The following is an 18,988-nucleotide window of genomic DNA, read 5'->3' as shown; positions in this document are numbered from 1 at the left end:
CCGGGATTTTTCCCTTGTCGGATTTGACCAAAAACCAAGTACGAAGAAGGTTCTAACAACGAAACCGAACCGTCGGCAGGTTGCACCTCGAGCTACGAGAGACGAGCTTTCAAGCTTTTCAGCACCACGTCTGCTGCAGCACTGCTTTGACTGTAACCTTCGGGCAAACGCATAACACTCTCAAGACGCGTAAATTCGTCCAGCTGTGCTCGTCGCTCCGGCCCTTCGTTCAGCAAGCCTTTCAATAGTCCGGCGAGCACTTCAGGCCTCACTTCTCCGTCCAGAAACTCCGGAATAGCTTTGGTATCAAGGATGATGTTCGGCAACACAAAGGAGTCCACGCTGGAAAACTTGAAAACCTTATTGAGATCCTTGATCCTGCGAAAGAACCAGTCAACCTTGTAGGCGACGACCATGGGTACGCCGGACAGCGCCAATTCCAGCGATACCGTTCCGGATGCAGCGAGCGCGGCGTGAGCGCTCCTGAAGGCAGCCTTTTTCGCCTCCAACCCTGTCACAATTCGAGGTTTCACCTTCCAGTTCTGTGTGCCCTGCCGGATTTTTGCCTCAAGGTGGTTTACCGCTGGAAGCACCACATCAATTTCCGGCATGTCGCGCTTGACCAGGGCAACAGTTTCGCCGAAATCTTCAAGCAGGCGGTCAATTTCACTACGCCGGCTGCCGGGCAACACCAGCAGCACCTTTTCATCGACACTCACAGGCAGCCGTTCATCGCGACCGGGACGCAAATCTTCGACGTGTTCGCTCAGCGGATGTCCGACATAGTGAGTACGCGGCCCCCCCAACCTCTTGTGAATATCAGGTTCAAAGGGAAGAAGCGCCAGCAACTCATCGACATAGACGCTCATCTTCTTTGCTCGTCCGGGCCGCCAAGCCCAAACGGATGGGGATACATAACCGACAACCGGAATATGCGGCGCACGTTTGCGGACGCGTTTGGCAACGCTGTGGGTGAAATCCGGGCTGTCGATAATAACAAGCACATCCGGATCAGCAGCAATTACGTCATCTACCGTTTGGTAGACCCGCCTCACGATAAGCGGCAGGCGCGCCAAAACAGCGCTCAAGCCCATCACGGATACATCGGAGATGTCGAAGAAACTCGTGAAGCCAAGCGAGGTCATGCGCTCGCCACCAACACCGCAATAGCGCACGCCCTGCCCCAACCGGTCGTTGAGTGCCTTCATGAGCTCTGAACCTAGCTGGTCACCGGATTCCTCACCGGCAACAAGACAAATGGTCGGAGCCTTTCCGGTCATGCTTCTGGCGCTCCATCATCTGCGGATTTGTCCACGCCCACGACGAACAATCCGGAACTATCGGCACGTCGAAGAGTTTCTTCTTTCTCGGCAATCAGCGCCCCATGCGCTTCTACGGCAATTCCGGCCAACCCGGCAGCAAGGGCAAGCTCAATAGTTCTGGGTCCAACTGCGGGCAGATCAACCCGCAAATCCTGCTCCGGCTTTGCTGTTTTGACGAGCACGCCTGTTCGACCCTTTGCCCGAATGCGTCCGATGCTTTTCAGTTCGGCACAGCGCTCTATCATGGCGTCCGTGCCTTCAGCCCCTTCAAGAGCCACAACCCGGCCGCCGACTGCGATCGCCGCCTGCCCAATGTCGAGCTCACCCAGTTTCCTCGTTGCTTGCAGTGCCAGCTCCAGATCACGCCAGTCGTTGTCTTTCGGCTGGATCTTTCCCAGCACACCACTAGCCGCCAGGAGCTGCGGTGCGACATCCTTTATTCCCACAACACGGTACCCCTCGTCTTCGAACAGGCGGATCACTTTGGTCAGCAAGCTATCGTCACCACCAGCAAGTGCGCGAATTATGGTCGGAAGTCGCTTGAGCGTACCGAAGTCTCCAAGTATTGAAGTAAAGTCAGGCCGCTTCGATACACCGCCTATGAGAAGAACATCCTGACAGTCGGTTTTCTTCAGAAACTTGTAAAGTCGGCCGATCTCTCCCCAGCCGAGCTCTGTGCTGGCCAGGGCTCTTGTACGCTCATCGGCCTCACCCTTGATGGCCACGATCCGAAAATCCCTGCCGGCACGGGAAAGCGCATCGGCTATCTGGCAAGGCAGACTGCCATTGCCGGCGATCAGCGCGATACGCCTTTCCTGGGCCTGAGCCGAAACGGGCATGACTTTAGTCTTCACTGCGCGGCGTACAGAAACGCCGGTCTTCCTTTTCAAGGATAAAGTCGGTGACGGTCTTCACCAGCGGCTGGTCTGCGGCATCTTTGGCAACAGCTTCAGCGCGGCTTCGAAGAGTTCCTTCATCACTCTCAAACAGAGCTCTATAAGCCGCCCTGAGCGCATGAATCTGCTCTCGTGGGACACCCTTGCGCTTCAAACCAATGAGATTGAGGCCCGCCAGGCGAGCTCTGTCACCAATCACCGAGCCGAATGGAATAACGTCAAACTCAACGCCAGTCATACCGCCGACAATCGCACCCGTGCCAATCCTGGACCATTGCCGAACGGCGCTGAGCCCGCCGAGAATGACAAAGTCATCCAGTTCCACATGTCCGGCAAGAGTAGCGTTGTTCGCCAGGATAGCGTGGTTGCCAACGATACAGTCATGCCCGACATGAGATCCCACCATGAAAAGGCAGTTGTCGCCGACCCTGGTAATGCCGCCACCACCTTCGGTACCGGGATTCATCGTGACATGTTCGCGGATCTGGTTGTTGGCACCAATTTCAAGATGCGACACTTCTCCGGCGAACTTCAGGTCCTGCGGCTTGTGACCGATGCTTGCGAACGGAAAAATATGCGTGCCCGGACCAATACTCGTATGTCCGGCAACAGCCACATGAGCTTCCAGAACGACGCCGTCAGCGAGTTTTACGTTCGGGCCAACAATCGAATAGGGCCCAATGCGTGCACCTTCGCCTACTACAGCCCCGTCTTCGACTATGGCCGTTGGATGAATTTCAGTCATGTATCCTCACGCATCTACCAACATAGCGCTGACTTCAGCTTCCGCAACCTTGGTCCCTTCGACCATGGCCACCGCATCAAACTTCCAGATATTGGAACGTTGCTTGATTTTCTTGACATGAAAACGTACCTGGTCACCCGGTTCGACCGGCTTGCGGAACTTGGCCTTGTCGATGGTCATGAAATAGACCAGCTGTGGCGGCGCGTCATCTCCTCGCGCATGGACGCATAGTGCACCAGCCGTCTGTGCCATCGCCTCAATAAGAAGAACGCCAGGAAATACCGGGCGTTCCGGAAAGTGGCCGGTAAACTGCGGTTCGTTGATGGTGACGTTCTTGATGCCGATACAGCTGTTGTCGCCGTCCATTTCGATGATCTTGTCGATCAGAAGAAACGGGTAGCGGTGCGGCAGAAGTTTCATGATTTTCATGATGTCTGCGCTGGCAAGTGTCTTGTTTTCTGCGTCTTCCATGAAATGCCCCTTGGCGGATGACCCGCAAAGTTCTTTGTTTGATTATTCGTTTACGATCCGTCGCCGCGCTCTGCAAGCTTTCTGAGCGCAGCTACCTCTCGGAACCACTGTTTCACCGGCTTGGCCGGCGTACCGCCGTAGCGCCCTCCGGCAGGTAGATCATCGTTGACAACGCTCACCGCCGCCACCTGGGCGCCCATACCGATGGTCACGTGTCCGCGAACACCCGTTTGCCCGCCAATTGCGACGAAATCTTCCAGTGTGCAGCTTCCGGACAGGCCGACTTGAGACACCAGCACGCAATGCCGTCCCACGACCACGTTGTGCCCGATTTGAACCTGGTTATCGATCTTAGTGCCTTCACCAATGATCGTATCGCGATTTGCCCCACGGTCTATGGTTGTGTTCGCACCAACCTCGACATCATCCTGAATGATGACGCGACCAACCTGGGGAACCTTCAAGTGCCCTTGTGGGCCCATGGAGTAGCCGAAACCGTCTTGCCCGCAGCAGACGCCAGGATGCAGATAGACCCGGTTTCCAAGCACCGAGTGCTGGACCGTGGAATTGGAGCCAACGACACAATCCCGGCCGATCTTGACGCCTCGGCCGATGACAGCATTTGCGCGGATGACGGTCCCTGAACCAATCTCCGCCTCAGCACCAATGACAGCTCCGGGTTCAACGCCAACATTGTCTTCGAGCACCGCCGTGGCATCAACCACGGCATGATCGGACACCAAGTTCGACGTCGGATCCTTTGGAACCATGGCGTCTGGGTAAAGTTTCGCAAGAACCTTCGCCCAGGAGCGATATGCATCTGAGCAAACCAGAACCGCAACACCATCCGGCACCTTGTCCTTGTGCCGCTTGCCTACCAGACAAGCAGCCGCAGTCGTTTCCTCAAGCTTGTCAAGGTAGGCGGTGTTGTCGAAAAAAACCAAGGTTCCCTGCCCTGCATCTTCGAGGGGCGCAACCCCCAAGATTGTCAGGTCTTCGTCGCCCCGAACGATCTCGGCATCCGCCCAGGCAGCAATGTCGCGAAGCGCGACTGGTGCAGGAATTCCAAAGAAATTTGGCTCGGACATGATTTTATCCTTGTTGCCAGCCAACAAAAACGGCCGCCGAATAGATCGGCGGCCGATTTCTAACCCATATGACCGCAGTTTAGAAGCGGGTACCGCCACTCAACCGGAAGACTTGTGTCTTATCCGAGTCTTCCTTTGCAATCGGATACGCGAAGTCTGCGCGAAGCGGACCGAATGGTGAGTTCCAGCGAATGCCTGCACCAAGCGACGCGCGGATGGCGAAATCGTTCGAGTCGATCCGGCCACCGTTGTTCTCAACCAGGCTTACAAGATCGCTATCTGCATCCCAGAGAGAGCCGGCATCCGCAAAAACCGCACCGCTAAGACCGAATTCTTTCGGCAGGATCGGGAACGGGAACCGGGTTTCTGCGGTCGCTGCAAAGTAGAACCGGCCACCGATCGCATCGTCGGTCGTCGCATCGCGGGGACCAATACCCTGGTTTTCGAAACCACGAACAAGGTTGCCGCCAAGCATGAACTGCTCGGACACACGCAGACGCTCGTCACCGATGGCCGTGATGTTGCCACCACGGATCGAAAGGCTTCCGACCAGACCGTAGTCAGCAAGGATTTCCTTGTAGGCACGAGCTTCAGCTTCGGTCTTGATGTAGTAGCTGTCGCCACCGACGCCTGCAAACTCCTGTCCAAAGGACGCATAGAAGCCATCGGACGGATCAATGTTCCGGTCCAGGGTATTGTAGCGCAGCTCGTATCCGACCAGGGACGTCAGGTAGGTACCCAGAGAGTCACACACAGCAAGTGACAGATCTGCAGTGTTACAGTTGTTGATGTTTGTGGACTTGTTGTTCGGATCCGAGTTGTCTTCCTGGAAGATGTTGTAGAACAGACGCAGTGTCAGCTCTTCTTCCCGGAGCGGCAACGTGAAGCCAAATCCACCGCCGGTCTTCTTCTGATCGAAGGACCGGTAGTCGTTTGCATCGTCGATCTTCCGGTAAACATCCAGGTCAAGCGCAACGCGGCGCCCCATGAAGAACGGCTCGATAAACCGGAACTCATAAGACTGCGTGTCCGTACCGCCGCCTACGGCGATCTTTACGAACTGACCGCGGCCAAGGAAGTTTTTCTCCGTCAGTGAGATGTCCCCGATCACACCGTCAACCGTCGAATAGCCAACACCGAAGGAAATTTCACCTGTCGGTTTTTCTTCAACGCGAACGTTGACGATAACACGGTCAGCTGCACTTCCCTGCTGGGTCGTGATGGACACTTTCTCGAAGAACCCGAGATTGCGTAGACGGCGCTCAGCCTTATCAACCAGAGCACGGTTGAAGGCATCACCTTCAGCAATATCAAACTCCCGGCGAATAACGTACTCACGCGTACGATCGTTGCCGATGACATTGATACGCTCGATGTAGGCCCGCGGGCCTTCTTCAATGTAGTAGATCAGAGAAATCGTGTTGTTCTCGTAGTCACGAGCACCACGCGGACGCACTCGGGCAAAGGCATAGCCTTCTTCAGAGACACGCAGGGTAATATCTTCCACCGTCTGCTCGACGCGGAGAGAGTTGAAGGTCTGACCGCTGCGGGTCCGGATCAACCGGCGCAGTTCTTCTGGATCGACTTCATCGATGGTGGAGACGATTTCTACATCACCGACTTCATATTTCTCGCCTTCATCCACAGTGAACGTGACGTAGAAAATGTTCTGCTCACGGTCGAGATCCGCGCTGACGGACACGATACGGAAGTCGGCATAGCCCTTCTTGTTGTAGTACTGGCGCAGCAGTTCCTCATCGGCCGCAAGGCGATCCGGATCATAGGTATCGGTGCTGCGGAGCCAGCTCAGAAGGCCACTTTCGCGCGTACGGATAACGTCGCGGAGACGTCCATCACTGAAGGCACTGTTCCCGATGAAGCTGATACGCTCAACACCAGTCTTGTCACCCTCGTTGATTTCAAAGACGAGATCGACGCGATTCTGACCACGATCAATGATCTGCGGCTCAACAGAAGCCCCATACCGGCCAGACCGGCGGTAGGCCTCCAGAATATTCTGAACGTCGGCCTGAACCTTTGCGCGAGACAGCATCGAACGCGGCTGTGAGCGCACCGCCGTTTCAAGCGCATTGTCCTTGATCTTCTTGTTACCTTCAAAGGAAACCCGATTAATGATCGGATTTTCGGTAACAGTGACGACCACCGTGTTGCCGCGCGGGGTGATATCAACCGTGGCAAACAATCCGGTCGCATAAAGCGCCTTCAAGGACTCATCGACATCAAACGCACTGTAGGAACGCCCGGGAACGATCGTCATGTAACTGATGACGGTTTCGTCTTCCACACGGGTGTTGCCATTGACCTGGATGCTTCTGGCAACCGCTGCTTCAGCCTCTGTCACTATGGACAATGGCCCAAAGGCCTGTGGCAAAGCCGACCCAATCGAAAATACGGCTACCGCCAAAAAAACGGCCCGTGTAAGTTTCTGCAATCGCTGCATTATTGCGCTATGCCTTTGTTTTAATACCCCTCCCGACAACCTGCACTCACCCCAGCAGATTCTCGGAACCGACGAACGTTTTATAGGTTTTTGCCGATAACGCAACCGCCGTTCCGGGCTGAAAGCGATTTAGTCTGAAGACGTTGCGTCAATGTCACGGCAATCAGGAATTGGGACTCACCAGTCTGACAATATCCTTCCAGGTAACGAACACCATAAGCATAAGTACCAAGCCTAAACCAATCCTGAATCCGACATCCTGAACCCGCTCGCTAAGAGGCTTTCCTCTCAGAGCTTCGAAGAAATAGAAAACCAGGTGACCACCATCAAGGATCGGCACGGGTGCAAGGTTAATAAGGCCGATGCTTACAGAAAGGACCGCGGTTAGCGAAATAAGAGGCAAGAACCCATGTTCAGCAACCTTGCCAGAGACCTGCGCGACGCGAATAGGACCACCTAACTGATCGGCTGACTGGCGCTGCGTGATGACGCCCCAGACGTAGCTGACCGTACCCTCCATGATCCGATAGGTTTCCTTGACACCTTCGTCGAAGGCGCCAAACAAGCTGTATTTGATACGCACATAATTTTGTGGATCACCGCTTCCGCGAACACCTATGTCACCAGCCATCTGTCGCTCCCCGGCGAAAACTTCCTTGAGTTTCGCCGAAGGTGTCACAGTCAGGTGGACAAGCTTGCCATCGCGGTCGACCTCGAAAACAAGTGGGACATTCGCATTCATCAGTACAACTTGACGCATATCGCCAAAGGTCTGAATGTTGCGCCCGTCTATTTCCTTGACGACGTCACCGGCCTGAAGTCCGCCCTGGGCGGCAGCACCGTTCGCGAAAACTTCTTCGATAACCGGAAGGACACCCTGCTTGCCTGCGGATACGAACAACGCAGTAAAAATGACGATCGCCAAAATGAAATTGGCAATCGGACCGGCGGCGACGACAGCCGCGCGTTGCCAGACGGGTTTGGCAACAAACGCGGTTTTCCGCTCTTCGTCGCTCATATTGGCAATCATCTCGCGGCTCGGAACGCTGGCTGCGTTCTCGTCGCCGGCAAATTTCACATAGCCACCAAGAGGGATCAGGCATAGTTTCCAACGCGTTCCCTTCCTGTCTGTAAAGCCAAACAACTCCCGCCCAAAACCAACGGAAAACGCATCAACTTTGATGTTGCACCAACGTGCAACTGCGAAGTGTCCTAACTCGTGAAAAAACACGACGACCGTCAAGATAAACAGAAACGGGATAATTGTGCCCACGACTAGGGAGTACGCAGAAATGAAGAAATCCATGAAGGGTCCGTTCCAACACAAGCTTGGTAGGTTTCGTACGTAACACTCTATTAAAAAGAAAATTACGGCGTGTTAATGGTCCGAGAGGAATTTTCCTGCCGCATCAACACTATGCACACCGCGAATTGATCCATTCAGACGCTTTTCGACGCGCTTCTGAATCCAGATCAAGAACTTCCTCGACGTCTGTAAATGAACTCAGCGAACCAGACGACGTCAAGTTTTCCAACACCGCTTCTATTGCAGCGGAAATATCCAGAAATCCGATGCGACCGCGCAGAAACGCCTCAACCGCGACTTCGTCCGCAGCATTCAGCGCTGCTGACGCCCGATCGCCCGACTTCATCGCCTCCAGGGCTAAACGCAATGCCGGAAAGCGTTTCAAATCCGGTGCTTCAAAGGTCAATGTGCCTAGTTCGGCAAGATTCAACCTCTTGACGGGCACTTCCATGCGCTCGGGAAACGACAGACAGTGCGCGATGGGTGTCCTCATGTCCGGACTACCCATTTGGGCCAGCAAGGATCCGTCCTTGTACTGCACCAATCCGTGGATCGTCGATTGAGGATGCACAAGGACTTCCAGCTGGTGGTGCTCGACCGGGAACAGATGTGAAGCCTCGATGACTTCAAATCCCTTATTCATCATCGTGGCGCTGTCTATGGTGATGCGGGACCCCATTTCCCAGTTGGGATGTTTCAACGCCTGTTGAGGCGTCACATTTTCCATTTCCTCAACCGAGAACGTCCTGAATGGTCCACCAGAAGCCGTCAAGATGACCTTCTCGATCTGATGGGCCTGATCCGCTTCAAACACCTGGAAGATTGCGTTGTGCTCACTGTCCATTGGCAGGAGTTCTGCCCCGGTCTGACGGATCCGTTCCATGAAAAGATCGCCCGCACAGACAAGACACTCCTTGTTCGCCAATGCGATCCTGCGCCCAGGTTTGATCGCAGCCATGGTTGGTTTGAGACCGGCAGCACCGACGATGGCCCCGACAACCAGATCAGCTTCTTGTTCAACGGCTTCCATGACGGCCGCATCACCAGATGACACCTTGATAGAGCTGCTGTGAAGCCGCTCCTCAAGTTCGCGGTGCTTATCCGGGCTTGCGAGCACGGCTGCAGAAGCATTCAACCTGAGCGCCATTTCAGCCAGTGCAGCTGCGTTCTGGTTGGCGACCAGCGCAACAACATCAAACTTTTCCGGATTTCTTTCTATCAGATCCGCCAGGCTCTGGCCGATTGACCCTGTGGCCCCTAGAACAATGATCCGAACTGGTACACGATCACTTTCAACACTTACACCGCCCGTCACGAGCACTCTCCAAACCTAGCCCAGACCCAAACCGGCAATCGGGTCTGTAAATGTTCCACCGGAGATCAATCCGATAATAACGGCAAAGATGGCTGCGGCGACCAGACCATCGATGCGATCCATGATTCCACCATGCCCGGGTATCAGGCGGCTTGAGTCCTTGACGTCGAAGCGGCGTTTGATGGCAGACTCCAGCAAGTCGCCGGCTTGAGACACTATTGACAACGCTGCTGCGAGGATTGCCCACGGGAACAAGCTCTGGGCTCCCGCTACATACGCAATGCCAACACCAAGCAGGGATGAAACGACGAGCCCGCCAATGGCCCCGGACCACGTTTTCTTGGGCGAAACCTTCTTCCAAAGCTTCGGTCCGCCGAGCGCCCGTCCGGTGAAGTAGGCAAAGATATCCGTTGCCCAGATAACGATAAGCAAGAAGAAGCTGAAGACCAGCCCCCCTGCTCCGTCGCGCACCGAAAGCAAGGCATACAAGGCAAGCCCGCTATAAAGGACACCTTCGGCAGCCCAACGTCCGGTTCTCGAAAAACCACCTAGTGCAAATGTGCCAATCGCGCCGAGAACCAATATCCCGAGCCCGCTCAGCGGCATGTCGGCATATTCAAGTACGGAGAGAAGGATCAGTGAAACAAAACCTGCGGAAGCCGTAGGCGATTTTTCCGGAGTGCCGGTAATCGTGAACCATTCCCAAAGGAATAGAATAGCCGCCACCAAAACAAGCAGCTTGTAGGGGAAACCACCCCAATAAGTGATAAACAGGACAAGCGGCCCAAGAATGACTGCTGAAATCAGTCTTAATCCAAGGTCCGAGAGTTTTTTCGGAGTTTCTTCTGAGTTTGCCATCATGGGAGCCGGAGGTTAAATGGCCTTGGCGTCAAGGCCACCATACCGTCGCTCTCGATTTCCAAAACAGCTGATTGCCTTGTCAAAAGCAGCCTCGTCGAAATCCGGCCAATGCTCGTCGCAGAAATAGAATTCCGAGTAGGCAGCCTGCCAGAGCAGGAAATTCGACAGCCGCATTTCGCCGCTTGTTCGTATGATCAGATCCGGGTCCGGCAGTCCGCTTGTGTCCAATTCCCCGGACATAGCCTCTTCAGAAATGGCTTCCGGTGACAATTCGCCGGCAAGAACCTTCCGAGCCAGGTTTTGAGCCGCCCTCGCCATCTCCGCCCGGGCTCCATAGTTGAACGCGACGACTAGGGTCAGACCCGTATTGTTTTTGGTCAGATCTTCCGCTTCCGCAAGCAGCGCAAGTATACCGGGCTCCAGATCACTCCGGCCGCCGATGATACGGATACGAACGTTTGCTTCGTGAAGCTCACTTAAGTCGCGTTGAACGAATCGCCGGAGCAACCCCATCAGAAACGAAACTTCCGTCTTTGGACGGTTCCAGTTTTCAGAGGAGAAACTGTATATCGTTACGACTTCAATGCCGATCCGGCCCGCGTGCCGGATCGTTCGGCGCAACGCTTCCAACCCTTTTCGATGACCTTCCGTACGCGCAAGACCGCGAGCTGTTGCCCAACGTCCGTTGCCATCCATGATGAAAGCAACATGACGAGGCAATTTAGAAGTGGAACCTTTCCCGGCAGACGTTTGCAGGTTCTGGCTCGGGTTGACGCTCATGGGCTCCCCCAAACGCAATGGCATTGACAGCTTAAACTTGCGAAATTTCCTGTTCTTTCTTCTCAAGCATGCTGTCCACCTCACCAATCATCTGGTCGGTGAGTTTCTGAACTTCATCAGAGGCCACGCGGCTGTCATCCTGAGAAATTTCGCTGTCTTTCTCGGCTTTTTTCACATGGTCCATGCCATCGCGACGAACGTGACGGATCGCAACCTTGGCCTGTTCGGCGTATTTGTGGGCGACCTTAATCAGTTCCTGACGGCGCTCCTGGTTGAGTTCCGGAATTGGCAACCGGAGAAGCTGGCCATCGACAACCGGATTGAGACCGAGGTTTGATTCGCGGATCGCCTTTTCGACAGCGGCCACCATTCCCTTGTCCCAGACCTGAACAGCAAGCATGCGCGGCTCGGGTACGGAAACGGTTGCAACCTGATTGATCGGCATGGCCTGACCATAGGCATCAACGGAAATAGGATCCATCATTGAAGCGGAGGCACGGCCAGTGCGCAGGCCGGCGAATTCGGTCTTCAGAACAGAAAGAGCCCCTTGCATACGGCGCTTCAAGTCATCAAGATCGACACCTTCAACCGACATTTTGTCCTCACTATTGTTCTTTGCTTCGCCAATTAGAGTCTCGGCGCGCGCCAACATGGCATAAACGTGCTGAAACACAAGAGCTTGAAGGGAGATCCGGCTTAAAACTTTCAGTCACCCACGACTGTATAGGTGCCTGTTTCCTGCAACACGCTCACCAGAGCTCCCGGAGAGTGAATCGAGAATACGATAACAGGAATGGAATTGTCGCGTGCCAGCGCGATCGCTGTCGTATCCATGACCTTGAGGTTTCGTTTGATGACTTCTTCATAGCCGAGCGTCTCGTAGCGTTCGGCGTCCGGATTGACCTTCGGATCCTCCGAATAGACACCGTCCACCTGAGTGCCCTTCAAAAACGCATCGCATTTCATTTCCGCAGCACGCAATGCTGCGCCACTGTCGGTTGTGAAGAACGGATTGCCTGTTCCGCCGGCAAACACAATGACATCACCATCTTCCATGTAGCGGTCGGCTACACGTTGCGAGAAGGTTTCGCAAATCGAAGGCACCGCAACGGCGGACAGAACACGCGCATTCACCTTGAGGCGGCGCAAGGCATCGGCAAGGGTCAGGCTGTTCATGATGGTTGCCAGCATACCCATGTGGTCACCGGTCACCCGGTTGCCGCCCTTGGCTGCAACGGCCACACCGCGGAAGATGTTACCGCCGCCGACCACGACACCGACCTGGGCACCGAGTGCAACAGCGTCAGCAATCTCCTTGGCGATTCTTTGCACTATGGCCGGATCGATCCCGAAGGCCTGTGAGCCCATAAGGGCCTCGCCGGAAAGTTTCAGAAGAACTCGTTTCCAACGCAAAGAATTCGTCATGGGTGCACCCTTGTTAAAATTGTCTTTCTAAAAAAAAAGCGCCGGACTTGCCGGCGCTTTCTTAGAGCTTACTGCCCGGTGGCTGCTGCCACCTCTGCGGCGAAGTCTTGCTCCTCCTTTTCGATCCCCTCGCCTAGTGCGAAGCGGACGAAGCCAGAGAGCTTGACGTCGGTGCCGAGATCTTTTGCAAGCGCCTCTACAGCCTGCTCAACCGTCTGATCCGGGTTGATGACGAAGGCTTGTTTCACGAGGGTAACTTCCTCGTAGAATTTGCGCAAACGGCCTTCCACCATTTTTTCAATGATGTTGTCCGGCTTGCCCGATTCACGAGCCTGTTCGGAGAAAACCGTCTTTTCGCGTTCAACAACAGCCGGGTCCAGCTCTTCCGTATTCAGAGCGAGCGGGCTCGTGGCTGCAACGTGCATGGCGATCTGACGGCCAAGGGCGTCCAGCTTGTCCTTGTCGCCGGAAGATTCCAGCGCGACCAGAACACCGATCTTGCCAAGACCGTCAACAACCTTGCCGTGGACATAGGTGGAGACGATGCCTTCGTTCACACCCAGGACCGCGGAACGGCGCAGGGTCATGTTTTCACCGATGGTCGCGATCGCATCGGTGATGGCTTCGGAAACCGGTTTGCCGTCGAGATCGGCAGCGGCCAGGGCTTCGACGGAACCGTCGGTGCCAACGGCAATCTTGGTCACCTTGGCGACCAGTTCCTGGAAACCTTCGTTGCGCGCAACGAAGTCGGTTTCGGAGTTCAACTCGACTACCGCAGCCTTGTTGCCTTCAGAAGCAACACCAACCAGACCTTCAGCGGCAACGCGGCCAGCCTTTTTGGCTGCCTTTGCCAGGCCCTTGGTGCGCAGCCAGTCAACTGCCGCTTCCATATCACCGCCAGATTCGTTCAGAGCGGTTTTGCAGTCCATCATGCCAGCGCCGGATTTCTCACGGAGCTCTTTTACCATCGCAGCGGTAATGCTCATCGATTGCCTCGTGGATGGGGGGTTTCAGATAAAACACGGTTTAGCCGAAAGCTATCCGCGTCTTTATGACGGGACTGCAATAAATTGCAGCCCGTCTTGCGAATTCAACATGAAACTGCCGCGACATGATCGCGGCAGAGAAGTTTTAGGCTTCAGCCGCTGCCGGAGCTGCTTCAGCTTCAGCAGGTGCTTCTTCGGAAGCTTCAGCCAGAGCTTCTTCAACCGGAGCTTCTTCCGACTCACCGATATCCATGCCAGCAGCGCCCTGTGCACGGGAGATGCCGTCGATGGCTGCACGTGCAATCAGATCGCAGTAGAGCGAGATTGCGCGACCTGCATCGTCGTTGCCCGGCACCGGATAGGTGATGCCTTCCGGATTGGAATTGGAGTCGAGAATCGCAGCGACCGGAATGCCCAGACGACGCGCTTCCTGAATTGCAATTGCTTCACGGTTGGTATCGATCACGAAGATCAGATCCGGAATACCACCCATGTCCTTGATGCCGCCAAGGTTCCGCTCAAGCTTCTCGCGCTCGCGGTCCATGAACAGGCGTTCTTTTTTCGTCAGCGCATTGGCTGCATCGGAAGAAAGAGTTTCTTCCAGTTTGCGAAGACGCTGAATGGACTGGGAGATGGTCTTCCAGTTGGTCAGCATGCCGCCGAGCCAGCGTGCGTTGACGAAATACTGTGCGGAGTTGCGAGCAGACGTCGCAACAGCTTCCTGAGCCTGACGTTTGGTACCGACGATCAGAACACGGCCACCACCGGCAACAGTGTCGGATACTGCCTTGAGAGCCTGGTGCAGAAGCGGAACGGTCTGGGACAGGTCCATGATGTGAACATCGTTGCGTACACCAAAGATGTACTGACCCATACGCGGGTTCCAACGGTGTTTCTGGTGACCAAAGTGGACGCCAGCTTCCAGCAGCTGACGCATGGTGAAATCGGGCAATGCCATACCCTTAATCTCCTGATTTTTCCGGTTTAACCTCCGCAAGAGGATGTCGGCCGGAGGATTTCTCCCATCGGCCACCGGATGGACCCCGATAAACTCGGTTTCCGCCCCTTGCGTGTGGAATGGGCGCCTTATAGTTGGGAAGAAATTTTATTTCAAGACCTGAACACCTGATTTCTTTGGTGCCCTTCACATGTTTCGGCAGTTTTTTTCGGCTCGAAACGTCAGCCCGAAACGCCAGTGGCCTGCAACCTGATCCGCTTGACCTCTTCTACAGGTGTTTTTACCAAGGATCCAGCCAATGCCAGATTCAGGAGACATACATTGACAACTCTCGGAATAAACCATCTCGGGCTGACGGTACGGGATCTCGACAAGACGACCGCGTTCTTTACTGATCTGCTCGGATGGTCGCTCCTTGCAAGGGACGACAGCTATCCACGCACAACCGTTTCAGACGATACATGCCGCTTGACACTCTGGCAGGCAGATCAATCTCAGCCCTTCACCAGCTTCGACCGCAAGACAAATGTCGGCTTGCATCACGTTGCCTTTGAAGTCGCCTCAAAAGAAGAGTTGTTTGAATTGGCGGGCAAATTACGGAACTGGCCCGGGGTAACTGTGGAGTTCGAACCGGAATTTCTTTCAGGCGGACCGCGCATGCACATGATGTGCTCTGAACCAGGCGGCATTCGCGTGGAATTCATCTGGCCGGCCAGCTGAGCGTGGTCCATTTCACGCTCAAGCCGTCTGCACATCCGTCACACCCGGCACAGCCTTGAGAGCACCTGCTATTTCAGGCGACAGACGGAAGCGGCCCGGCAATTTTATCTCCACTTCGCGAGCGCCGTTTTCGAGCAGGACAATCACTGTTACATCGCCCTCCCCCCTGACCTGGAGGTGTTTGGCCAGACTCTGGATCGGCCGCTCGTCGCGCACGAAAACGCGCATGCTCTTTTGCAGTCGAGCAGCGACCTTGTCGATCGGATCGACCTGCTCGATCCGCAAGGATGGTTCATCGTCACGCATGTCCGCACCGACGAGCACAACGACAGATCGACCCGTCTGAAGAACGTCACGGAACTGTTCGAGTTTTTCCCGGAAGAGCAACGCCTCATACTGACCGGTGGCATCCGACAACCGAGCGATCCCCATGCGTGTCCCCGTCTTGGTCTTGCGCTCTTGCATGGAAACCACGGTTCCAGCCAATCGGCCGTGAGACGCACCTTTCTTGACTGCCTCGGAAAACTGGGCCCAGGGTTGCGCGCGCATCTTTTCCAGAACACCGGCATATTCGTCGATCGGATGCGCCGACAAATAGAACCCGATAGCCGAATGTTCGCGCTGCAGTTTCTCTTCCGTTGTCCAGCCGTGCACTTCTTCCAGCTGGAGTGGTTCTTCGCTATCGCTGCCACCGAAGAGCTCATCCTGACCGAGCGTCCGGTTTTCTTCCGTGCGTTGCGCCAGTCCCATGACACGATCGAGCCCCTCAAAGACACGTGCTCTGTCGGGTTCGAGTTCATCGAACGCACCGGCCGCCACGAGATTTTCGAGTGTCCGCTTGTTGAGCGCCTTTGGTGAAATACGGCGTGCGAAATCGCCAAGGCTGGCGAACGGTGTATCGCCGCGCACTTCGACGATATGTTCAACTGCCTGCTCGCCAACGCCTTTGATCGCGCCCATCGCGTAAAGGATTTCACCTTCCGAGACGTCAAAATAGACCTGGGAGCGATTAATTGACGGGGGAACGATTTCAATACCCATTCGCCGGGCTTCCTGCCGGAAATCACCCAGTTTTTCGGTATTTCCAAGGTCGAGCGTCATGGATGCAGCCATAAACTCAACCGGATGGTTCGCCTTGAGCCAAGCCGTGTGGTAGGAGACCAGCGCATAGGCTGCAGCGTGAGATTTGTTGAAGCCATAGTTGGCGAATTTCGCCACAAGATCGAAGATTGTTCCGGCATGGGATTTGCTGATGCCGCGCTCGACGGCGCCATCAACAAAGCGCGCCCGCTGTATCTCCATTTCAGCGGCGATCTTCTTACCCATTGCGCGGCGCAAAAGATCAGCTTCACCGAGCGAGTAGCCTGACAACACCTGAGCGATCTGCATCACCTGTTCCTGGTAGACGATGATGCCGTTCGTCTCCATCAGGATGGGTTCCAACAGCGGATGCAGGCAGTCGGGATCCTGTTCGCCGTGCTTGACCGCGTTGTAGACCGGAATGTTCTCCATCGGTCCGGGGCGGTAGAGCGCCACCAGCGCGATGATGTCTTCGAACCGGTCCGGTTTCATTCCGGCAATGGCCCGTCTCATCCCCTGACTTTCAAGCTGGAACACGCCGAATGTCTCGCCGCGGGCCAGAAGCTCATAGGTTATCTTGTCATCGATCGGCAACGCGGCGACATCAACATTGACCCCACGGCGCTCAATCAGTTTCACAGCCGTGTCAATGACCGTCAGCGTCTTCAGACCCAGGAAGTCAAATTTTACCAGCCCGGCATCTTCAACCATCTTCATGTTGAACTGGGCGACCGGCATGTCCGACCGAGGGTCCCGATAAAGCGGTACCAATTGCTCAAGGGGCCGGTCGCCGATGACGACACCGGCTGCGTGGGTGGATGCGTGGCGGTATAGGCCTTCTAGTTTTTGTGCCATGCCGAGCAGGCGCTCGACGATTTCCTCTTCCTTGGCGGCTTCCCGCAGACGGGGTTCATCCTCGATTGCCTGCGCGAGCGTTACCGGATTGGCAGGGTTGGCAGGCACCAGTTTGCAAAGCCGGTCCACCTGGCCATACGGCATTTGCAGCACACGGCCTGTATCGCGCAGAACAGCCCGCGCCTGCAACGATCCGAAAGTGATGATCTGCGCAACCTGCTGGCGTCCGTATTTTTCCTGAACGTAACGGATAACTTCTTCACGTCGGCTCTGGCAGAAATCGATATCGAAATCCGGCATCGATACGCGCTCTGGATTGAGAAAGCGCTCGAACAGAAGCGAGAACCGCATTGGGTCAAGATCGGTGATCGTCAGGGCCCAGGCGACAAGCGAGCCCGCCCCCGAACCACGCCCCGGTCCAACGGGGATATCCTGATTCTTGGCCCATTTGATAAAGTCGGCAACGATGAGGAAGTAACCGGGAAATTTCATCCGTTCGATGATGCCGGTTTCGTAGTCAAGCCGTTCCCAATAATCTTTCTCTTCCAGACCAGGAGCCAGGCCATGCGCGTCGAGACGGGCTTGCAAGCCCTCCCTCGCCTGGCGCTTCAGCTCATTGGCCTCTGCCTCTTCCGCTTCTTCCGGGTCAGCATCCGCTCCCGCGAATCTCGGCAGGATCGGGTCCCGGCGCATTGGACGGAAACTGCAGCGCTTGGCAATCTCAATTGTAGAGGCCAGGGCTTCCGGCAAGTCCGAAAACAGCGAACACATCTCTGCACGGCTCTTGAAATAGTGCTCGGGTGTCAGTCGTCGCCGATCGTCCTCAATCAGCACGCGACCTTCAGAGATACAGATCAGCGCATCATGCGCTTCATAATCGTCGCGTTTTGGGAAAAATGCTTCGTTGGTCGCAACAATCGGCAAATCCATCAAATAGGCAAAGTTCAGGAAGTCAGCTTCGGTTTTTCGCTCGCCTTCCATCCCATGACGCTGCAATTCGACGTAGCAGCGACCGGGGAAGCCATTTGCGAGTTTCTGCAGGCGCTCTCTTGCCAACTCCTTTTGCCCCGCAAGCAGAGCCGCACCAACCGGACCGAGAAAGCCCCCGGTCAGAACAACAACATCTTCGCTTCTAGACAGGAGATATTCGGCCGTGACGTGTGGCCTGAGTCCGGTTTCCGTATCGAGAAACGCGCGCGACGTCAGTTCCATGAGATTGCCGTAGCCGACCTCGGTCATGGCGATAAGAACCACATCCGCGAGCGCAGGTTCTCCGCGCCGCCCACTCTCCAGGCCATCATCAAAGAATACCGAGAGTTGGCAAGCTGTGATCGGTTGAATACCGGAACCCCAGGCTTTGCCGGAAAACTCCTGCGCACCGAACAAATTGTTGGTGTCCGCGATGGCAAGCGCAGGCTGATCGTCGGCCTTTGCCAGATCAAGAAGTTTCTTGATCGGCAAAGCTCCTTCCAGGAGCGAAAGTGCGGAATGAACCCTGAGATGAACGAAACCCGGTCCGGCCACGCCGGCTGCCCCGGAAGTCTCGTTAGCAGAAGTATCGGAACCAGTCATGTCGGCGCTCTTAGCATCTTCCAGAATCAACGCTCAAGTGAAGCGCCTCAGAAAAGCTGTGTCGAGCCGTCAGCGACTTTGTCACCGCTGTTCTTTTCAATCGGCATGTCTCAGTGCATCACGGGCAAGACGACCCAACTGTACCGA

At 55.3% G+C, this 18,988-nt stretch carries 16 protein-coding genes; 1 reads left to right on the top strand and 15 read right to left on the bottom strand.

Features of this window, described 5'->3' with window-relative positions; genetic code table 11:
• Positions 1–92: 92 nt before the first annotated feature.
• The 14 genes from lpxB to rpsB all read right to left on the bottom strand — a co-directional run bounded on the left by lpxB (position 93) and on the right by rpsB (position 14,614).
• Complete coding sequence (lpxB, locus tag ABLQ08_RS14525) at positions 93–1,280, bottom strand: lipid-A-disaccharide synthase (protein ID WP_352943520.1); 1,188 nt, start codon at positions 1,278–1,280, stop codon at positions 93–95.
• The gene (locus ABLQ08_RS14520) at positions 1,277–2,161 is read right to left on the bottom strand and encodes an LpxI family protein (RefSeq protein WP_352943518.1); all 885 of its coding nucleotides are present in this window, start codon (positions 2,159–2,161) and stop codon (positions 1,277–1,279) included. The genes lpxB and ABLQ08_RS14520 overlap by 4 nt, the downstream gene beginning before the upstream one ends.
• A gap of 4 nt (positions 2,162–2,165) precedes the next feature.
• Positions 2,166–2,963 carry an acyl-ACP--UDP-N-acetylglucosamine O-acyltransferase gene (gene lpxA / locus ABLQ08_RS14515; RefSeq protein WP_352943516.1) on the bottom strand — a complete coding sequence of 266 codons (798 nt, stop codon included), beginning with the start codon at positions 2,961–2,963 and terminating at the stop codon, positions 2,166–2,168.
• A gap of 6 nt (positions 2,964–2,969) precedes the next feature.
• Positions 2,970–3,434, bottom strand: coding sequence for a 3-hydroxyacyl-ACP dehydratase FabZ (gene fabZ, locus ABLQ08_RS14510; RefSeq protein WP_352943514.1), 465 nt, complete (start codon positions 3,432–3,434; stop codon positions 2,970–2,972).
• Positions 3,435–3,484: 50 nt separating this feature from the next.
• Positions 3,485–4,522, bottom strand: coding sequence for a UDP-3-O-(3-hydroxymyristoyl)glucosamine N-acyltransferase (gene lpxD / locus ABLQ08_RS14505; RefSeq protein ID WP_352943512.1), 1,038 nt, complete (start codon positions 4,520–4,522; stop codon positions 3,485–3,487).
• 79 nt (positions 4,523–4,601) lie between these two features.
• Complete coding sequence (gene bamA / locus ABLQ08_RS14500) at positions 4,602–6,884, bottom strand: outer membrane protein assembly factor BamA (RefSeq protein ID WP_417714916.1); 2,283 nt, start codon at positions 6,882–6,884, stop codon at positions 4,602–4,604.
• Positions 6,885–7,146: 262 nt separating this feature from the next.
• On the bottom strand, positions 7,147–8,289 hold the full coding sequence (gene rseP / locus ABLQ08_RS14495; protein ID WP_352943510.1) for an RIP metalloprotease RseP: 1,143 nt from the start codon (positions 8,287–8,289) through the stop codon (positions 7,147–7,149).
• A 109-nt stretch (positions 8,290–8,398) separates the two neighbouring features.
• Positions 8,399–9,604, bottom strand: coding sequence for a 1-deoxy-D-xylulose-5-phosphate reductoisomerase (locus ABLQ08_RS14490; RefSeq protein ID WP_352943508.1), 1,206 nt, complete (start codon positions 9,602–9,604; stop codon positions 8,399–8,401).
• Positions 9,605–9,619: 15 nt separating this feature from the next.
• Positions 9,620–10,462, bottom strand: a complete 843-nt coding sequence (locus tag ABLQ08_RS14485) for a phosphatidate cytidylyltransferase (protein ID WP_352943507.1) — start codon at positions 10,460–10,462, stop codon at positions 9,620–9,622.
• A 15-nt stretch (positions 10,463–10,477) separates the two neighbouring features.
• Positions 10,478–11,245: an isoprenyl transferase gene (locus ABLQ08_RS14480; RefSeq protein WP_352943505.1), complete on the bottom strand. Its 768-nt coding sequence runs from the start codon at positions 11,243–11,245 to the stop codon at positions 10,478–10,480.
• A gap of 31 nt (positions 11,246–11,276) precedes the next feature.
• On the bottom strand, positions 11,277–11,840 hold the full coding sequence (gene frr, locus ABLQ08_RS14475) for a ribosome recycling factor (protein WP_352943503.1): 564 nt from the start codon (positions 11,838–11,840) through the stop codon (positions 11,277–11,279).
• 110 nt (positions 11,841–11,950) lie between these two features.
• Complete coding sequence (gene pyrH / locus ABLQ08_RS14470) at positions 11,951–12,670, bottom strand: UMP kinase (RefSeq protein ID WP_352943501.1); 720 nt, start codon at positions 12,668–12,670, stop codon at positions 11,951–11,953.
• Positions 12,671–12,738: 68 nt separating this feature from the next.
• Positions 12,739–13,656, bottom strand: coding sequence for a translation elongation factor Ts (gene tsf, locus ABLQ08_RS14465; RefSeq protein WP_352943499.1), 918 nt, complete (start codon positions 13,654–13,656; stop codon positions 12,739–12,741).
• A 145-nt stretch (positions 13,657–13,801) separates the two neighbouring features.
• On the bottom strand, positions 13,802–14,614 hold the full coding sequence (rpsB, locus tag ABLQ08_RS14460; protein ID WP_352943497.1) for a 30S ribosomal protein S2: 813 nt from the start codon (positions 14,612–14,614) through the stop codon (positions 13,802–13,804).
• Positions 14,615–14,935: 321 nt separating this feature from the next.
• On the opposite strand from rpsB, the gene ABLQ08_RS14455 reads away from it, so the two are divergent.
• The gene (locus ABLQ08_RS14455; RefSeq protein WP_352943495.1) at positions 14,936–15,334 is read left to right on the top strand and encodes a VOC family protein; all 399 of its coding nucleotides are present in this window, start codon (positions 14,936–14,938) and stop codon (positions 15,332–15,334) included.
• Between the two features lie 18 nt (positions 15,335–15,352).
• Here the strand turns inward: ABLQ08_RS14455 and dnaE are convergent, their stop codons facing one another.
• The gene (gene dnaE / locus ABLQ08_RS14450) at positions 15,353–18,841 is read right to left on the bottom strand and encodes a DNA polymerase III subunit alpha (RefSeq protein ID WP_352943493.1); all 3,489 of its coding nucleotides are present in this window, start codon (positions 18,839–18,841) and stop codon (positions 15,353–15,355) included.
• Positions 18,842–18,988: the final 147 nt, after the last annotated feature.

Source organism: Roseibium sp. SCP14, from assembly GCF_040329475.1.
Taxonomy (GTDB): domain Bacteria; phylum Pseudomonadota; class Alphaproteobacteria; order Rhizobiales; family Stappiaceae; genus Roseibium.
Note: the sequence above shows the minus strand (reverse complement) of the source record. Positions and strands in the feature narration are given on the sequence as shown.

Excerpts from the sequence above, each read along its gene's own strand:
- frr (WP_352943503.1), bottom strand. The coding sequence starts at position 11,840 with ATGTCGGTTGAAGGTGTCGATCTTGATGACTTGAAGCGCCGTATGCAA.
- tsf (WP_352943499.1), bottom strand. The coding sequence starts at position 13,656 with ATGAGCATTACCGCTGCGATGGTAAAAGAGCTCCGTGAGAAATCCGGC.
- rpsB (WP_352943497.1), bottom strand. The coding sequence starts at position 14,614 with ATGGCATTGCCCGATTTCACCATGCGTCAGCTGCTGGAAGCTGGCGTC.
- lpxD (WP_352943512.1), bottom strand. The coding sequence starts at position 4,522 with ATGTCCGAGCCAAATTTCTTTGGAATTCCTGCACCAGTCGCGCTTCGC.
- ABLQ08_RS14485 (WP_352943507.1), bottom strand. The coding sequence starts at position 10,462 with ATGGCAAACTCAGAAGAAACTCCGAAAAAACTCTCGGACCTTGGATTA.
- lpxA (WP_352943516.1), bottom strand. The coding sequence starts at position 2,963 with ATGACTGAAATTCATCCAACGGCCATAGTCGAAGACGGGGCTGTAGTA.
- ABLQ08_RS14480 (WP_352943505.1), bottom strand. The coding sequence starts at position 11,245 with ATGAGCGTCAACCCGAGCCAGAACCTGCAAACGTCTGCCGGGAAAGGT.
- rseP (WP_352943510.1), bottom strand. The coding sequence starts at position 8,289 with ATGGATTTCTTCATTTCTGCGTACTCCCTAGTCGTGGGCACAATTATC.
- ABLQ08_RS14520 (WP_352943518.1), bottom strand. The coding sequence starts at position 2,161 with ATGCCCGTTTCGGCTCAGGCCCAGGAAAGGCGTATCGCGCTGATCGCC.
- fabZ (WP_352943514.1), bottom strand. The coding sequence starts at position 3,434 with ATGGAAGACGCAGAAAACAAGACACTTGCCAGCGCAGACATCATGAAA.
- lpxB (WP_352943520.1), bottom strand. The coding sequence starts at position 1,280 with ATGACCGGAAAGGCTCCGACCATTTGTCTTGTTGCCGGTGAGGAATCC.
- pyrH (WP_352943501.1), bottom strand. The coding sequence starts at position 12,670 with ATGACGAATTCTTTGCGTTGGAAACGAGTTCTTCTGAAACTTTCCGGC.
- dnaE (WP_352943493.1), bottom strand. The coding sequence starts at position 18,841 with ATGACTGGTTCCGATACTTCTGCTAACGAGACTTCCGGGGCAGCCGGC.